This is a genomic window from Antrihabitans auranticaus, from assembly GCF_016481275.1.
In the GTDB taxonomy this organism is placed as follows: Bacteria; Actinomycetota; Actinomycetes; order Mycobacteriales; family Mycobacteriaceae; genus Antrihabitans.
Map to the genome: position 1 here is coordinate 1,186,902 of NZ_JAEMNW010000001.1, position 17,047 is coordinate 1,203,948.

Below are 17,047 nucleotides of genomic sequence, written 5' to 3' on the forward strand. Positions count from 1 at the left end.
GCAATCTCCGGGCGCGCACCGGACGTCTGTTACTAGGCTCGACCGGTATGAGCGGCGACATCACCAGCACCCAGGCCTGGCAGCACCTGCAGAGTCATTTCGACGCACTCTCGGGACAACACCTGCGAACGCTGTTCGAGGAAGACCCGAAGCGCGGCAGCGAGCTGACCGTCACGATCGGTGACCTCTACATCGACTACAGCAAGCACCGGGTAACGCGTGAAACCCTCGGGTTGCTAGTGGAATTGGCCCGCGCTGCCGGCGTCGATACGCGGCGGAACGCGATGTTCGCGGGCGAGCACATCAACACGTCGGAAGATCGCGCTGTACTCCACACCGCGCTGCGTCTCCCGGCGGACGCGTCGTTGACCGTCGACGGGCAGGACGTGGTCACCGACGTGCACCAAGTCCTCGACGCGATGGGTAAGTTCACCGATTCCGTGCGTTCCGGGGAATGGCGGGGGGCCACCGGCGAACGCATCGAGACAGTCGTGAACATCGGCATCGGCGGTTCCGACCTCGGTCCGGTGATGGTCTATCAAGCGTTGCGCCACTACGCCGATGCCGGTATTGCCGCACGATTCGTTTCCAACGTCGATCCTGCGGACCTCGTAGCCAAGCTCGACGGCCTCGATCCCGCGACCACGCTGTTCATCATTGCGTCCAAGACGTTTTCGACGCTGGAGACCCTCACCAATGCGACTGCCGCCCGGCGCTGGCTGACCGCCGCGCTGGGTGACGATGCCGTCGCCAAGCACTTCGTCGCGGTCTCGACGAACGCCGAGCGCGTATCCGCGTTCGGCATCGACACAGCGAACATGTTCGGCTTCTGGGACTGGGTCGGCGGCCGATACTCCGTCGACTCGGCGATCGGTTTGTCGGTCATGGCCGCGATCGGCAAGGAACGGTTCGCCGAGTTCCTTGCCGGCATGCACACGGTCGACGAGCACTTCACGTCCACGTCGCTGGAGTCGAACGCGCCGGTGATTCTCGGCATGCTCGGTGTCTGGTACTCGAACTTCTTCGGCGCCGAATCCCGTGCGGTGCTGCCGTATTCGAACGACTTGGCGCGATTCGCGGCGTACCTGCAACAGCTGACCATGGAATCGAACGGCAAATCGGTCACCGCCACGGGAAATCCCGTCAGCACGTCGACCGGTGAAATCTTCTGGGGCGAGCCGGGAACCAACGGGCAGCACGCGTTCTATCAGCTGCTCCATCAGGGCACGCGGCTGATTCCGGCGGACTTCATCGGCTTCGCGGAGCCGACAGACGACCTGCCGACGATCGACGGGTCCGGCAGCATGCACGACATCCTGATGAGCAACATGTTCGCCCAGACCAAGGTGCTGGCCTTCGGCAAGACCGCCGAAGAAATCGCCGCCGAAGACACAGCGCCGGAGATCGTGCCGCACAAGGTCATGCCTGGCAACCGTCCGACAACCACGATCCTGGCACCGAAGCTCACGCCGTCGGTCGTCGGTCAATTGATCGCGCTCTACGAGCATCAGGTGTTCGTGGAAGGCACCGTCTGGGGTATCGACCCCTTCGACCAGTGGGGCGTGGAACTCGGCAAGAAGCAGGCGCTCGAATTGGAGCCTGCTCTGACGTCGGCCGGTACTCCCGATTCGCTGGGTGACTCGTCGACCGACGCGCTGGTCAGCTGGTACCGCGCCGCACGGGGCCGCTGACAGCGACAGCTAAGCGTTGGACTTTTTGCGAGCGCGGCGAATCGCGCTCATCCACAGCGTTTTCGTGGTCCCGACCAGTTCACCGCCGACATCGCGAAACGACACCTGGCTCGGCACCAGGCCGGCGACCTTGGCCTTGACGCGTCCGGACGCCTTGCTCATGTGCCCGGAATCGAACGGTGGCTGCGGGTCGTACTCGATCATGAGTTGAACCGCTTCGGCGTGCTCCCGGCCCGCGATCTCGCCGACCAGCCACAGACCGAGGTCGATGCCCGCGGACACGCCCGCGGCTGTGACGATCTTGCCCTGCTGCACAATTCGCTTGTCGCGCTGCGGTTTTGCGCCGAGCGTCCCTATGACGGTTTGCGTCGCCCAATGACTTGTCGCCGCCAAACCATCGAGCAGACCTGCCGACGCGAGAATTACCGAGCCGCTGCACACCGACGTCGTCCAGGTCGACGTTTCGTGCACTTGCCGCAGCCAGGCAAGTAGCTTCTTGTCGGCGGCGGTGGTCATCGTGTCCGGTCCGGACCCACCGATGAGCACGAGGTCGGGTGCAGGGGTCTCGGCGAAGGAGTGCGTCGCACCGAGAATCAGCACGCCACTGTCCGTTGTTATCGGTCCTGGCTCGTGCCAGACGAACCGGAGGTCGGCGTCGGGGAGCATCCGCAAGACCTCGTACGGCCCGATCGCATCGAGCGCGGTCATTCCTGGGTAGAGCACAATCGCAATCTGCACTCCCCCAAGCTATGCGCCGATCGCGGCCCGCAACACCGTCTGGCCGAGATCGTCAGATGCCCGTCCGTCCGGCCACCTTGCCTGCCCCCGCCTCGCCTGCCCCCGCCTCGCCTGCCCCCGCCGACTGTGCACCTGTTGTCGCGTTTCCCGAGAAACCACGTAGGAAACTGCACACTCGGCGGGTGGGTGGGGTCGCAACCGCCTACGCGCGCGCCAGAATCCGCTGGACGTCGACGCCGGTCGGCAAGGTGCCGAAGGCAATTCCCCAGTCGTCGCCCAACCGACTCGCACAAAAGGCATCGGCCACAGCAGGATCCCCGTGGCGAACCAACTGCGACCCCTGCAGGACCAGCGCCATCTGCTCGATGATGCGCCGGGCGCGGTATTGGATGTCCTCGAAATCGGACAGTTCCTTGCCGATCTGCGCGATTGCGTCGTCGAGTCGAGAATCCGCACCCGAAGCGAGGTTCACCTCGGTGAAGAACGCCTCGACCGTCTCGGGTTGCCGGGCCATGGCCCGCAGCGCGTCCAATGCGGCGACGTTGCCGGACCCCTCCCAGATAGACATCAACGGTGCTTCGCGATACAGCCTCGGCATGCCCGATTCTTCGACGTAGCCGTTGCCGCCGAGGCACTCCAGTGCCTCGGCCGCGTGCATCGGCGCGCGCTTGCACACCCAATACTTGGTTACCGCCAACGCAATTCGCCGCAGCGACGCTTCCTGAGCGTCGCCCCGGGCGGCCCGGTCGGTGGCGCCTGCCAATCGCATCATGATCGTTGTTGCCGCATCGGACTCGACGATCAAGTCGGCAAGGACGTTCTGCATCGCCGGTTGATCGACGAGCTTCGCCCCGAACACCTCTCGGTGCCGAGCGTGATGGGTGGCGTGCACTGCGCCGACCCGAATCCCGGTCGCCGACCCGATGACACAGTCGAGGCGCGTCATGTTGACCATCTCGATGATCGTCTTCACGCCTTCGCCCTCGTTGCCGACCAGCCAGCCGATCGCATTGTCGTACTCGATCTCCGACGACGCGTTCGACTTGTTGCCGAGTTTGTCCTTCAAGCGCTGCAACTGAATCCGGTTGCGCGTGCCGTCGGGCAGGACCCGCGGCAGCAGGAAGCAGGAGAGACCGTTCGGTGTCTGCGCGAGAGTCAGGAACATATCCGACATCGGCGCGGAGGTGAACCATTTGTGCCCGACGACCACGTAACTGCCGTCGGGCTGCACTGTCGCAGTAGTGGTGTTTGCCCGGACGTCGGAGCCACCCTGCTTCTCGGTCATAGACATACCCGCGATGAGTCCGCGCTTTGTCGACGGCTCGCGCAGACCGTAGTCGTACGACGTCGAGGCGAGCAGCGGTTCGTAGCGCTCGGAGAGTTCTTTGTTGTGCCGCAGCGCCGGAATCACCGCGTAGGTCATGGAGATCGGGCACATATGACCCGCGTCCGACGGGCCCCAAGCCGCCAGCTTCGCTGCCCGCGCGACATGGGCGCCGGCTTCGGTCTGGACCCAGGGTGTTCCGTGCAGCCCGCGCGAGACTGCGACGTCCATCAGGTTGTGCCAGTACGGGTGGAACTCGACCTCGTCGATCCGGTTGCCGTACCGGTCGTGGGTGCGGAGCACCGGCGGGTACTCGTTCGCGACCCGGCCCCATTCCTGCACTTCCACACTGCCTGCCAGGGTGCCGATCTCGCGGACCTCGCCTTCGGCCCATGCGGCACCCTCACGCCGCAGCCCTTCCAGCAACGCTGGGTGGTCTGCCGTGTCGTACGGCAGGATGTTCGGAACCTGGTTGAAGACCTCATGCGTCGGCACGTGAAACTCCTAGGGCGCGAAGGGAAAAAGCGACGAGTTCGGGCAGGACGATTTCGGGATGGGGGTCGGACGCCAACGGCCCGATCAAAACTTCGGCCACCGCACCGACAAGCGCCGCCGCGCTCAACTGCGCGTTCTGCGGCGGCAGCGTTCCAGCTTCGACGCCAGCGGCAACGGCACCCTCGAAAGTGCGCGCGAACGCCTTGCGGAAGATCAGTCGCTCCGCGTCCACTTCCGGATCGACGGGCTCGGCCAGCAGCGCGTACGCGAGCGTCGGGTTCTTCATCGCACGTCCGGCGAACGTCTCGACGGCGGCGGTGACCTGCTCGACCGCCGATCCGGAGGCATGCGCGGCAGCCGCGACGGCCGCGACCTCCCGGCCCACGACCTCACGGAAGATTGCCGTCACCAATTCGGCCTTGTTGGTGAAGTGTTTGTAGACGGTGCCTGCGGCGACGCCCGCGCTCGCGGCGACCACGGCGATCGACAAGCCCTGATAGCCCTGCTCCGCGAGCACCTGAATGGCCGACCGCAAAATCTCGCGCTCCTGCTCATCGAGGCGCGCTTGGACTGCGGGGCTGCGGCGGTACGGCACGTAAGAAGTGAAGCACTGATTCATCGCTTCACGCAACCCCGCCCGATAGTCTGCCGACGTGACCCGCCTTTCCGTCGTCGACGAGATGTTCTTGCGCTCGCATCGCGGGCTGGGCACACCTATCGCCATGCAGGGCCTGTGGCGAACGTCCGTGCCGTTCGATGCCGACGCGCTCGCGGCAGTCCACACCGCACTCGCCACCGGACCACTCGGTCGCCGCGTCGTGCGGTCGCGCATCCCGGGCGCCCGCCCAAGATGGCGCGTCGACGCCGAGGCGTACCCGCTGACCTATACCGAAGCACCGCTACCCGCCGACCGGCTCATCGAGTGGGCCGACGCTCGGGCACCGAAGCTGGACCCCACAACCGGACCCGGCTGGCGCCTGTCGGCGACCCGCCTCGACGACGGCGGCACCCTGGTCTCGCTGGTGTGCTCGCACGTTCTCGCCGATGCGCGCGGACTCGTCCTGGCCACACAGCAGGCGCTTACCGGTCGGCAACCTGTTGCGCCCGAACCGGATACGTCCGATTGGGCGGATGCTCGCCGCCAGTGGGGCATCGTCGGCAAGGGCACTGCGCGCGCAATCCGTGGGCTCGTTGCCCATCCCGAGCGGCGCGCCGAACTCCAGCAGGCTGCGCCGGCAGCGCGCGGAATGTTGCACGCGCAAGCGCGCAGCGCGATCGTGCTGGTCGACGCCGCCGCATGGGATCGGGTGGCAGCCGAGCGCGGTGGCTCCGCGAACAGCCTGTTCGTCGCCCTCGTTGTCGGAATCCTGCGGTCGAGTGGGTGGACCGACGATACGATCGAGGTGGCTCTCCCCGTGGACACACGCGCCGACGACACGGTAGGAAACGCGATGGCGATGGCAGAAGCCACAGTCTCCCAAGCAGATTCACTCACCGACATTCGGCGAATCTGTCGCGACGCCTACGCCCACCCGATGACGAGCCCGGCGGGCTTTCCCGAAGAGTTGCTCCAGGTACTGCCCGCCAGGCTCGCCCACAAGCTCGCCGCCGGCGCCGGCGAACGAGATGTGTTGTGCTCCAACATCGGTACGCTGCCGCCCTTGCTCGCCGACGTCGGCGGTCATCCCACGACCGGCATCGCGACGCGTGCCATTCACCCCTACATCGCGCCGCGGCACTGGAACCTGTTGCGCACCAAACTGTCCGGCTACCTGAACCGCACAGGCGACCGGTACTGTCTCGCCCTGGTCAGCCTGGATCCCGCAAACATCGCGTCCAACGAGCAATTGCGCGAGCTGGCCTGCGCCGAACTCGGCACGTGGGATCTGATAGCTACCGCATGGTGATCCGTTGTTGCACATGCTCGGGAACCTCGTAGGCGCGCTCCAGATCCGACGAATGTACGGGATCGCCCCAATGCTGCTGCAACGGTAGAACTCCCGCCCATACGCCGCCGCGCTCGATGTCGGCATCGTCGTCCCCCGGGCCGCCGGTCCGCGCCTTGACCGATGCTTCCGTGAGATCGATGGCGAGGACGACGGTCGCTGCAAGCTCACGCTTGTTGGGCTCGCGCGCATAGTCCCACGACCCCGGCGCCAGGTGTTCGACGATTGCGCGCAGGCCGACGATCTTCTCGTCCCCTTCGACCTTCCGGCAGCGGCCGTGAATGACAGCGGACCGGTAGTTCATGGAGAAATGCATCACCGAGCGCGCGTAGACCAGCCCGTCGAGCAGGGTGACCGATATCGACACGTCCTGCTCGAGCGCCGCGCGCATACTCATCGAGCCGGTCGAACCGTGCAGGTAGAGGATGTTTCCGACGCGGCCGAACCCGGTCGGCAGCACGATCGGGGCGCCACCGAGGACGATCGCGAGGTGGCAGACCAAGCTGCCGTCCAAGACGTCGAACAGCTCGCTACGGTCTGTTCGGGCACGGTCGCGGAGGCGACGAACTGTGCTACGCGGAGTCGGTGAGAGCGCAGTATCGATTGACATGACTCAAGTTTGTGCCGCAAAGTGGCATTGTCATATAGCCACTGAGAAAGTATTTCGAGAGGCCACTTGGTGGAGATCGCCGAGGATCTGCCGATCACGCTGCACCGTGAGTCGTCCGTTTCGCTTGCGGTGCAGATCGCCGACGCCTTACGCAACGCCGCAACGCACGGTGCGCTACGCGGCGGTGACCGCCTGCCATCGTCGCGGGCACTTGCGCAGCGGCTCGGTGTCAGCCGCACCGTCACGTCGGCGGCATACGAGCAACTGCATGCCGAGGGCTGGATCGATGGCCGCCACGGCTCCGGAACCTTCGTCACTGCAGCGCCCGGTCCGTTACCGGCGCAACCACAATCGGTCGAGCGGACGCCCTCGAACGACGAACTCATCGACCTCGCGCCGGGTGCACCGTCCGCGGCAAATATCGACCTCGCGGCGTGGCGCCGAGCCTGGCGTGCGGCAGCCGACGGGCCACCGCAGATCAGGCCCTACTACGAAGGCTTGCCGACCTACCGCACCGCCGTCGCGGAGCACTTGCTCCGGCACCGCGGATTATCCAGCACCGCAACTGTTCTCGCGACGAACGGAACGAGTTCAGCGACGGGCGAGATCGCGGCGGCAGTACTCGAACGTGGAGACGTCGTCGCGATGGAAGAACCCGGCTACCTCCGGTCGGTCGGCGCGCTCCGGGCAGCGGGAATGCAGGTCGTCCCCGTTCCGGTCGACCGGGAAGGACTGTGCGTCGACGCGATTCCCGCCGCCGCCCGCGCCGTCTATTGCACACCCGCACACCAGTATCCGCTCGGCGCCCGCATGCCCGCGGCGCGGCGGATTCAGTTGGTCGAATTGGCCAGGCGTGCCGGCCTGCTCGTCATCGAGGACGATTACGACGGCGAACTGCGTTACGACACAGCACCTCTCCCGCTGCTTGCCACAATCGGCCCCGACGTCGTCGTCCACCTCGGTACCACCAGCAAGATCCTGACGCCCGCACTCGGGGTCGGCTGGATGGTGGCGCCCCCGCGGGTCGCGGATGCTGTGTTGCGCTATCGGGAGTGGACCGGAACGAAGCCGAGCCCCGCCGGGCAGCGGGTCGTCGTCGAGCTGGCACGCTCCGGCGATCTCGCGCGCCACCTGCGGCGGATCCGAAAGGAGATGTCGGAGCGCCGGACCGAAACCGTCGACACCCTGCGACGCGCCGGAATCTCGGTGACCGGTGACGACGCCGGGGCGCACGTCGTACTACCGCTGCCCTCCAGCGACGCCGAGACCGCGTCCGTCGCGCGCGGTCGCGACGCCGGGCTGCTGCTCGACGGACTGCGCCGCCATCACATCGGAGCCCCGCAGACCTTCGGAATCGCTCTCGGTTACACGGCATGCAACCGTGCCGAATTGACCGCCGCACTGGAGTTGATCGTGAGTACGGTGGTGCTATGACCGAACGAGACCTGCTCGCACAGATCAAAGACCTGGTCGACAGCGAACACGAGCTGCGCGCGAAGACGGCGGCCGGCGAACTCGACCCGGAGTCCGAGCAGCGCCAGCTTGCGCAGCTCGAGACCCTCCTCGACCAATGCTGGGATCTGTTGCGACAGCGTCGTGCCCGCATCGACGCCAACCTCTCGCCGGACGACGCGACCGTGCAGTCGGCGGTTCAGGTCGAGGGCTATCTGCAGTAGACAGCCGGTGTCGGCGACCGGGGTTACGGTTGTCGCATGGCATCCGATTCGAACGGCTCCGATACCTACGACGTCGTCGTGATCGGCGGCGGTCCCGCCGGCGAGAACGCCGCCGCATACGCAATCGCCGGCAGCGACCGCACCGCCGCAATCGTCGAACATGAACTGGTGGGCGGGGAATGCTCGTACTGGGCATGTATGCCCAGCAAGGCTTTGCTGGCACCGGTGCATGTCCTGCACGGCGCGCGTGCAATGGGCGGGGTGCGCGAACTCGTGGCGGCAGGCAGCGCAAACCTCGAGGCGGTACTCGCTCGACGAGATTCGTTCACGCACAAGCGATCCGACGAATCTCAGGTCAAGTGGGCGACCGACACCGGTATCGACGTCATCCGCGGGCGTGGCCGGATCACCGGCGCGCGGCAGGTCGAGGTGCAGACCGACAGCGGTTCCCGCACGATCACCGCGCGCCATGCGGTTGTGCTGGCAACGGGTACGACGGCGAACGTCCCGGACGTCCCCGGGCTCCGCGCCGCCTTGCCCTGGACGTCACGCGACGCGACCAACATGGCAGAACTGCCACAGCGGGTTCTGATCATCGGTGGCGGCGTCGTGGCATGCGAGGCCGCGACGTGGTTGCTCGAACTCGGCACGGACGAACTGACCATGGTTGTACGCGGTTCGGCTGTCCTGGCGACCGCCGAACCGTTCGCCAGCGAGCGGGTTGCCGCGGCGCTGACCCAGGGCCGGGGACGGATCCTTTTCGACACCGGCGTCGACGAGATCGAACGCCCGGGCGCGAAGGATACCGGGATCGGCCGAATTCACGGCGGCCCCGCGACCGTAACGGTCGGCGACGAGCGGTTCGAAGTCGACGAGATCATCGTCGCCGCAGGCCGGTCGCCATCGAGTGCCGATCTGGGGCTCGCGACGGTCGGCCTGACCGACGGCAAGTACGTGCCGACCGACGAGCACCTGACAGCCGCTGGGGAATGGCTCTACGCGGTCGGCGACATCAACGGCCGGGCGCCACTCACGCATATGGGGAAGTACCAGGCCAGGATCTGCGGCGACGTGATCGCAGCTCGCGCGGAAGGGCGCTCGCTGAACGGTCCGCGGTTCCGCTCCAGCGCCGATAGTCACCAAGTGCCGCAGGTCGTGTTCACGAGTCCGGAGGTCGCCTCCGTCGGCCGCACCGAACAGCAGGCCACCGCCGACGGCTTCGACGTCGAGACCGTCGAGCTGGACATCGCGGTTGCGGGATCTGCTCTCGCCCGTGACGATTTCGACGGACACGCAAAGTTGGTGATCGATCGCGCGACCGACCTTCTGCTGGGCGCGACCTTTGCCGGACCCGGGGTCGGCGAGCTCATTCACGCGGCGACCGTGGCCCTCGTGGGCGGGGTTCCGCTGGAAACGTTGTGGCACGCGGTGCCGTCCTACCCCACGGTGAGCGAGGTGTGGCTGCGCCTGCTCGAGAAGCGCAGATCATGATCGCGTGGTTATGATCCGAACCATGACATCGTTGTCAGAGGTAACTACGTCCGAAGGCATTGTGCGAGGACACCGCGAAGGCAAGGTCCTGCGCTGGCTGTCGATTCCCTACGCCGCACCTCCGGTCGGTGACCTCCGGCTTCGAGCTCCGCAACCCGCTCGACCCTGGACCGGCGTGCGGGACGCCACCACGTACGGCAACGCTGCCATCCAGCATGCGTCCGGTTCCCGGATCGGTGCACGGACCAGCCAGCCGCAGAGCGAAGACTGCCTCACGGTCAACGTCACCGCTCCGGCCGAACCCAGCAGCGCACCGCGACCTGTCATGGTGTTCATTCACGGCGGCGGATATGTCTTCGGCACATCAGCTGTCAGCCTGTATCACGGGAATGGTCTGGCCAGTAATGGCGACGTCGTCGTGGTCTCGTTCAACTACCGGCTCAACGTCTTCGGATATGTCGACTTCACGCAGTTCGGAACCGCGGATTCGCCGATCGAGTCCAACCTAGGCCTGCGCGACCAGGTCGCGGCGCTCGAGTGGGTGCAGCGCAACATCGCCGCATTCGGCGGCGACCCGGCGAACGTGACCATTTTCGGCGAGTCCGCGGGAGCTGCAGCGGTAACGACCCTGCTCGCAACTCCTGCTGCAAAAGGCCTGTTCCACCGAGCAATCGCGCAGAGTTCTCCGGCGGACTGGGGTCTCGATGCGGACACGGCGGCCGACCTGGGGCGCAGCTGCGTCGAGGCGCTGGGCGCGGATGCCGACAACGCCGCCGAGGCGCTGCGTTCGGCCGATCCGCACGTGCTTCGGCGCGCGGCGGGGCGCGTCTTCCGCGAGAATCTCGCGAACAACCCGGGTGTTCTCACGATGATGCCGGTCATCGACGGCGACTACCTCCCACAGCATCCACTCGACGCGTACGCCGATGGAAACGCGCACAACGTGCCGCTCATCATGGGAACCAACCGCCACGAGGGTTCCTTGTTCGCCAAGTACCTCGACGACCTACCCACCAACCCCGAGCGTGTGAAAAAGATGTTCGCGCAATCGAACTCGGTGCCTCTTGATCGCATTGCGCGGCATTATCACGGCTACCCGTCCGAGCGGACCGCAATAAAGCTCGGCGGTGACTTCATCTTCTGGCGCCCGACGATCACGGCGTGCGAGGCCTACAGCCAGCACGCGCCGACGTACAACTACCGCTACGACTACGCTCCCCCGATGCTGAACCGCATGGGTCTCGGCGCGACACATGCGTCCGAGCTCATCGCCGTCTTCGGATTCGGCGAAACGAAGGCGGGACGGGCACTGACCGTGATCGGTGGCAGGCGCGACCTGCACTCGGTGACCGAGCGCGTCCAGGCGCACTGGCTCAGTTTTGCCCGCTACGGTGCGCCACTGACCTCGTGGCCCGAGTACAAGACGACGACGCGAAAGACGCTGGTATTCGATACGACGACGCGCGTCGTCGCCGATATCGATCGTGATCGGCGGCTTGCGTGGGCGCTGTACCCACGTCCGTATGCCCCCGCCGCGGATCCAGCCGCAGAAGCCGCGGGGTAGGTTTCAGAGGTGCTCGACATCGAGACGGGCGACGGCGTCGTCCGCGGCATCGCGTCGAGCGGCCTGCGAACGTGGCGCGGAATTCCTTATGCCGCACCACCGGTGGACGACCTTCGCTTCCGCGCACCGCAACCGGTGCTGCCATGGGCAGGCGTGCGGGACGGGTCCGTGTTCGGACCGCCTGCGCCGCAGCGGAATACACCTGGCGGCAGTGAGGACTGCCTGACGCTGAACGTCGTCGCCCCTGCCGCGCCGAGCACAGCACTTCGGCCGGTCATGGTATTCATCCACGGTGGCGCCTACGTCACCGGTTCGTCTGCCGATGCCCTGTATCGAGGTGAAAGTCTCGCCAGGCGAGGCGATCTCGTTTTCGTGTCGATCAGTTATCGGCTGGGCGCTCTCGGTTACCTCGATTTCAGTGAGTTCGCGACCGCCGAAAGACCTTTCGAGTCGAATCTCGGTCTCCGCGACCAGGTCGCCGCCCTGGACTGGGTGCAGCGCAACATCTCCGCGTTCGGCGGCGATCCAGGCAATGTCACGGTCTTCGGCCAATCGTCGGGCGGGAATGCGGTCACAACCCTACTGTGCACACCTGCGGCGGCTGGGAAGTTCAGCCGTGCGATCGCGCAAAGCCCGCCTGCCGCTTCGGTATACGGCAAAGACAGGGCCGCGGCGTGGGCAGCGGAGTTCGTCGACATTCTCGGGGCGCGCCCAGCGGACGCACCACAGGCCTTGCTGCGGGCCTCGGCAACCGACCTCGTGAACGCGACGCACACGCTCACCCAACGCTGCACGGAAGAGCAGCCCGGAACGCGGGCAACAGCACCCGTCGTCGACGGCGACTTCTTGCCGACGCACCCTCTCGACGCCTTCGCCGACGGTACCGCGCAGCAGGTTGCACTGATCATCGGTACCAATTCCCATGAGGGCAGATACTTTCCGCTGTTTCTCGACATCATCCCGACAACGCAGAAGCGAATCGAGAAGATGTTCGACGAGACGGACCCCGCGGTAAAGGCACGGGCGATAGCGTCGTATCCCGGATACCCTGGTCGGCGCGCAGCCGCCGACCTCGGCGGCGATGTGGTCTTCTGGGAGCCTGCCGTCCTGTGTGCGCAAGGACATGCACAGTACGCCCGAACATATTGCTACCGCTACGATTTCGAGCCACGCCTACTCAAGCTGAGCGGTTTGCGGGCGACTCATGGAACGGAACTCTTCGCGGTCTTCGACGCTGCGAACGAGGGAATGGGCAGGCGCGCAACGCTGCTGGGTGGGCGCAGCGCTTTGCGAAACGTCGCCGAGACCGTGATGTCGCACTGGATCCATTTCGCACACCACGGCACCCCGGGTCCGGAATGGCCGGCGTACTCGACCGACCGGCGCGAGACGTTGATCATCGACGAAGTGTCACGCGTCGAGGCGGATCCCAACGCCGACCGCCGGCGCGCCTGGATCGGCTACCACCACCGTCGCTGACGCTGTCTTCACAAGATCTCCACAGGTTGTCCGCCTGAACTGCAGGGGCGCGGCCCTAGTCTCAGGGCATGAACCAAGCGCCCGGCAATACGCCGACCGTTCTCGTCGTGGAAGACGACCCGACCATCAATCAAGCCCTGACGGATCGTCTTGGCGCCGAGGGGTTTCGGGTCCTGCGGGCATTCGACGGTCCCAGTGCCGTCGTTGCCCACGACGAACAGCTGCCGGACCTCGTCGTCCTCGATGTCATGCTGCCCGGCTTCGACGGCCTCGAGGTCTGCCGCCGGATCCAAGCGGTGCGACCGGTTCCGATCCTCATGCTCACGGCACGCGACGACGAGACAGACCTGCTGGTAGGGCTGGCGGTCGGCGCAGACGACTACGTCACCAAACCCTTCCGGATGCGCGAGGTCGTCGCAAGGGTCAGGGCACTGCTGCGCCGCGTCGAACGCGCTCAGGCGATGACGTCCTCGAGTCTGCCCATCCTCACGGTCGACGGACTGTCGATCGACCGCGGTGCGCGCCGGGTGACGGTCGACAGCGTCGATGTTCACCTGACACCGCTGGAGTTCGACCTCGTGCTGGCTCTGGCAACCGAACCCGGCATCGTCCGTTCGCGTGACCAGCTGATGCGCGACGTCTGGGGGTGGTCGGATGCGGCGGGAACCCGGACTCTCGACAGCCATGTGAAAGCGTTGCGCGCCAAGATCGGTGGGCACCGCGTGCGGACCGTGCACGGTGTCGGCTATGCGCTGGTTGTCGAGTCGTGAACACCGAACGTCCCCTCGACGGCTTCCGCTCGATCAAGGTCAAGCTCGGCGTGCTCGTCGGCCTCAGCATCATCACGGCATCGGTCGTGTCGGAAGTCGGCGACCGTGCCGACGTTCCAGCATGGCTGACACTCCCGGTGACGGTCGCAGCAGCGGTCGGCGTCACCGGTTGGCTGGCCAGGGGCATGACCTCGCCACTGCGCGAGATGACAGCGGCAGCAGCAGTCATGGCAACCGGTGACTACTCACGCCGGGTCACTGCCACATCGCTGGACGAAGTCGGCGAACTGGCCCGAGCCTTCAACACGATGGCAGCCGACCTCGCAAACGTCGACCAGCAACGCCGCCAACTCATCGCGACGGTCTCGCACGAACTTCGCACGCCGTTGACCGCCCAATTGGCCTTGCTGGAAAACCTGGTCGACGGCGTCGTCACACCGGACGCCGAGGCCCTCCGTCCTGCCCTCGCACAAGCCGAAAGGCTGGGCGCACTGGTTTCGGACCTGCTGGACCTCAGTCGCGTCGAAGGCGGTCTGCGTCAGCTCGAAATCGTCGAGATCGACCTCGCGGAAATGCTCGAACAGGGCGCCGACGAAGCTCGGGCGGCGGGGGCGGGTAATCGGCTGATCACCGTCGAGACCGACGTCGAATCGGACCTGGCCATCGAGGCGGACGCCGGACGCCTCGCCCAGGTGGTCGCGAACCTGCTGGACAACGCCGTGCGCCACAGTCCAGACGGCGGGACCGTCACTGTCCGTTGCTTTTCCGTGAATTCCGACCGCTGGGCGCTCGAGGTATCCGACGAGGGTCCCGGCATTCCCGTCGAGCGCGCCGAGCGCGTCTTCGACCGCTTCGGCACCTGGGACGAGTCAGGTGGGGGCACCGGCCTCGGCCTCGCCATCGCCAGCTGGGTGTGTGAGCTGCACGGTGGATCGATCGCCGTCGTGCCGACAGACCCTGACCGGCCGGGAGCCCGAGTACGAGCTGTCCTGCCCCGCATACCGCGCACAACCGTCCACCCGGATGCACCCACAGCACCGAAGCCGCCAGCAACCAAGGAGAGCCCGATGTCCGCAGCACCGTCGCAGGTTCAGTCGCCGATACCCCCACCGCCGTTCGCGAAACCAGTGCCGCCGCCACCGTTTGTCGACTCGCTTTTCGGCAGCCTCTGGCCGGAGCGCGATCGGACAGTTCGCCCGGGATTCGTTCTCGCTTCGGTGGGGATCGGAGCGGCCGGGGCCCTGATCCTGCCCGCTCGTGACGCTGGGCTAGGCACGTTGCTGGTCTTGCTGTCGTCGGGTGCGCTCGTCTTCTATGCATCCGTACGCAGACGCGCGCCATGGACGATCGTCCTTGCCGTTGTCGCGGTTGGCCTTTCGTCCATGCTGGTGCTGCGGGCGGCGGGCTGGCTGTCGTTCATCGCGGTGGCGATCGCCGGACTGCTCGTCATGTCGGCGCTCACCGATGCGCGCGGCATCATGTCCATCGCTGGCGGGTGGCTGTCCTGGGGCTTCGCCGCGATCCGCGGACTGCCGTTGCTCGGCCGGACACTCGCTGCCATGTCGAGGTTTTCGATCCTGTGGCCCGTAGCCCGGACGGCCGTGATTTCACTGCTCGCCCTGGTTCTCTTCGGCGGACTGTTCGCTTCCGGCGACGCCGTTTTCGGTTCCTGGGCCGAAGCTGTGCTGCCGAACATCAAAGCGGACGGTCTCGTGCTGCGCACGTTCGTCGGCTTCGTCGTCACAGGCTTCGTGCTGACCGCGTGCTACGTCGCGATCAATCCGCCGCAGATCAATCGACTTGCGCTCCCCGGCGGCAAACGCGTTTCCCGGCCCTTCGAGTGGCTTGTGCCGGTCGGCTTCGTCATTGCGATCTTCGTGGCTTTCGTTGCGGCACAAGCGACAGCGATGTGGGGTGGGCACGATTACGTGCAACGCACGACCGGCCTCACCTACGCCGAATACGTCCATCAAGGTTTCGGACAGCTGACGTTGATCACGTTCCTAACCCTCGTGACGGTTGCCATCGCGGCCCGCAAGGCTCCGCGTGAGACCGCGGGAGAGTTGCTCACCCAGCGCGTCGTCCTCGGGTTGCTGTGTGCGCTCGCACTGATAGTCGTCGCGTCAGCGCTGTTCCGCATGAACGTCTACCAGGAGGCATACGGCTTCACAGTGCTGCGCCTGCTCGTCATCGCCTTCGAGTTGTGGCTCGGTCTGCTGCTCGTCCTCGTGCTGATTGCCAGACTGCAGTCGGCCGCGGCGTGGGTGCCGCGTGCGGCGCTGATTTCCGGCGCGGCGTTCGTCCTCGCGATCGGCCTTGCAAACCCGGAGGCGTGGGTCGCGCAGCGCAATATCGACCGCTACAACGACACCGGCAAGATCGACCCCGTCTACTTGGGGACCCTGGGCGACGATGCCGTGCCGACGATCGTGGCGGGTCTCCCGCGTGACCTCGCGATGTGCATCCTGCTCGACAAAGCCGGTAGCAACGAACCCCACGACGCGCTCGAATGGAACCTCGGTCGTGCCCGGTCGGCGGACGCGGTCCGCGGTCTCGAACTGCCGACCTGGGACGACTGCGCCGCGATTCGCGCAGCGGCGCACTGACCCCGTTTACCGCACCTCGTCCGGCAGCGGCACCGTCATTACGACCTGCGACCCGTCCCAGGTGTACGGAATCGTCGCCGGACCGCCCGCTGGGCAGCAGAACGGTTCGTCGCCGGCGAGCCATTTGTAGTCGACGGAAATGGTGTCGGCAGACTCGGCCGACACGTAGGTGAAGGCGTAGGGTTCCGACGTCGCAGTGCCGAGATAGGTGCCGTCGTGGAAGAAGAGCACGTGAATGGGTGCCGCCGCCGACGCACCGCCGCTCACGGTGATCCAGCCCAGTTCCGGGCAGTCGCCGATCGTCGCCTCGCTCGAGTCCTCGATTGCCCAGTCGTTCGTCGACGGGAGGGTCGCGATTGCATCGAGGACGCCTGCCGAACCTGGATCGACGCACAGGCCGTCGCCGCTCGTATTGCTCGCGGTGTCGGCGGTCGTGGTTGCGGACGCGGAAGTCGTTGTTGCCGTTTCGCTCTCGGAAGGAGCCTCCGTGGTCGAGGCCGCCGCAATAGAGGTCGCCGCCGCCCGCGATGTTTCCGCGGCGCTCGGCGAACCGCTTTCCGTCTCACAACCCGCAACGACTGCCGCAGCACCAGCGATGAGCGCAAGCGCTCGGACCACGTTCTTCATGGATTCCTCGTTCCTCCCCGACCTGTGCCG

13 protein-coding genes and 2 pseudogenes are annotated in these 17,047 nt (G+C 66.1%); 10 read left to right on the plus strand and 5 right to left on the minus strand.

What is annotated here, in order from left to right; all coding sequences use genetic code 11:
* The first annotated feature begins 47 nt into the window (after nt 1–47).
* Nucleotides 48–1,691, plus strand: coding sequence for a glucose-6-phosphate isomerase (pgi, locus tag JGU72_RS05455; RefSeq protein WP_199682678.1), 1,644 nt, complete (start codon nt 48–50; stop codon nt 1,689–1,691).
* 9 nt (nt 1,692–1,700) lie between these two features.
* Here pgi and JGU72_RS05460 read toward each other — a convergent pair whose 3' ends face one another.
* The 3 genes from JGU72_RS05460 to JGU72_RS05470 form a co-directional block, all read right to left on the minus strand.
* Nucleotides 1,701–2,429 (minus strand): DJ-1/PfpI family protein, encoded by a 729-nt coding sequence (locus JGU72_RS05460; protein WP_199682679.1) that lies wholly within the window; start codon nt 2,427–2,429, stop codon nt 1,701–1,703.
* Between the two features lie 202 nt (nt 2,430–2,631).
* On the minus strand, nt 2,632–4,248 hold the full coding sequence (locus JGU72_RS05465; protein ID WP_199682680.1) for an acyl-CoA dehydrogenase family protein: 1,617 nt from the start codon (nt 4,246–4,248) through the stop codon (nt 2,632–2,634).
* Nucleotides 4,235–4,843 (minus strand): TetR/AcrR family transcriptional regulator, encoded by a 609-nt coding sequence (locus tag JGU72_RS05470; RefSeq protein ID WP_199682681.1) that lies wholly within the window; start codon nt 4,841–4,843, stop codon nt 4,235–4,237. Before JGU72_RS05470 ends, JGU72_RS05465 begins: the two co-directional genes overlap by 14 nt.
* A 58-nt stretch (nt 4,844–4,901) precedes the next feature.
* Between JGU72_RS05470 and JGU72_RS05475 the strand changes: the two genes are divergently transcribed.
* Nucleotides 4,902–6,155: a hypothetical protein gene (locus JGU72_RS05475; RefSeq protein WP_307828304.1), complete on the plus strand. Its 1,254-nt coding sequence runs from the start codon at nt 4,902–4,904 to the stop codon at nt 6,153–6,155.
* On the opposite strand, the gene JGU72_RS05480 is transcribed toward JGU72_RS05475, so the two are convergent.
* A complete protein-coding gene (locus tag JGU72_RS05480) occupies nt 6,142–6,804 on the minus strand; it encodes a pyridoxamine 5'-phosphate oxidase family protein (RefSeq protein WP_199682682.1) in 663 nt (220 codons plus the stop codon). The two genes, JGU72_RS05475 and JGU72_RS05480, sit on opposite strands and share 14 nt — an antisense overlap.
* A 69-nt stretch (nt 6,805–6,873) precedes the next feature.
* Here JGU72_RS05480 and pdxR point away from each other — a divergent pair, with 69 nt between their 5' ends.
* From pdxR to JGU72_RS30570, 8 genes and pseudogenes are all read left to right on the plus strand, one after another.
* Entirely contained in the window at nt 6,874–8,238 is a 1,365-nt protein-coding gene (pdxR, locus tag JGU72_RS05485) for a MocR-like pyridoxine biosynthesis transcription factor PdxR (protein WP_307828305.1), read from the plus strand.
* Nucleotides 8,235–8,480: a DUF2630 family protein gene (locus JGU72_RS05490; RefSeq protein WP_199682683.1), complete on the plus strand. Its 246-nt coding sequence runs from the start codon at nt 8,235–8,237 to the stop codon at nt 8,478–8,480. Before pdxR ends, JGU72_RS05490 begins: the two co-directional genes overlap by 4 nt.
* Before the next feature lie 36 nt (nt 8,481–8,516).
* Nucleotides 8,517–9,971, plus strand: a complete 1,455-nt coding sequence (locus JGU72_RS05495; protein WP_199682684.1) for a dihydrolipoyl dehydrogenase family protein — start codon at nt 8,517–8,519, stop codon at nt 9,969–9,971.
* A gap of 22 nt (nt 9,972–9,993) precedes the next feature.
* Nucleotides 9,994–11,535: a carboxylesterase/lipase family protein gene (locus JGU72_RS05500; protein WP_199682685.1), complete on the plus strand. Its 1,542-nt coding sequence runs from the start codon at nt 9,994–9,996 to the stop codon at nt 11,533–11,535.
* A gap of 9 nt (nt 11,536–11,544) precedes the next feature.
* Nucleotides 11,545–13,014: a carboxylesterase/lipase family protein gene (locus JGU72_RS05505; RefSeq protein WP_199682686.1), complete on the plus strand. Its 1,470-nt coding sequence runs from the start codon at nt 11,545–11,547 to the stop codon at nt 13,012–13,014.
* Between the two features lie 68 nt (nt 13,015–13,082).
* Complete coding sequence (locus JGU72_RS05510) at nt 13,083–13,784, plus strand: response regulator transcription factor (protein ID WP_199682687.1); 702 nt, start codon at nt 13,083–13,085, stop codon at nt 13,782–13,784.
* Nucleotides 13,781–14,782: pseudogene (locus JGU72_RS30565) on the plus strand (HAMP domain-containing sensor histidine kinase); the annotation flags it as partial. The gene JGU72_RS05510 and the pseudogene JGU72_RS30565, both read left to right, overlap by 4 nt.
* A gap of 372 nt (nt 14,783–15,154) precedes the next feature.
* Nucleotides 15,155–16,390 (plus strand): annotated as a pseudogene (locus JGU72_RS30570) (DUF4153 domain-containing protein); the annotation flags it as partial.
* 6 nt (nt 16,391–16,396) lie between these two features.
* Here the strand turns inward: JGU72_RS30570 and JGU72_RS05520 are convergent.
* On the minus strand, nt 16,397–17,017 hold the full coding sequence (locus JGU72_RS05520; RefSeq protein WP_199682689.1) for an LppP/LprE family lipoprotein: 621 nt from the start codon (nt 17,015–17,017) through the stop codon (nt 16,397–16,399).
* Nucleotides 17,018–17,047 lie beyond the last annotated feature (30 nt).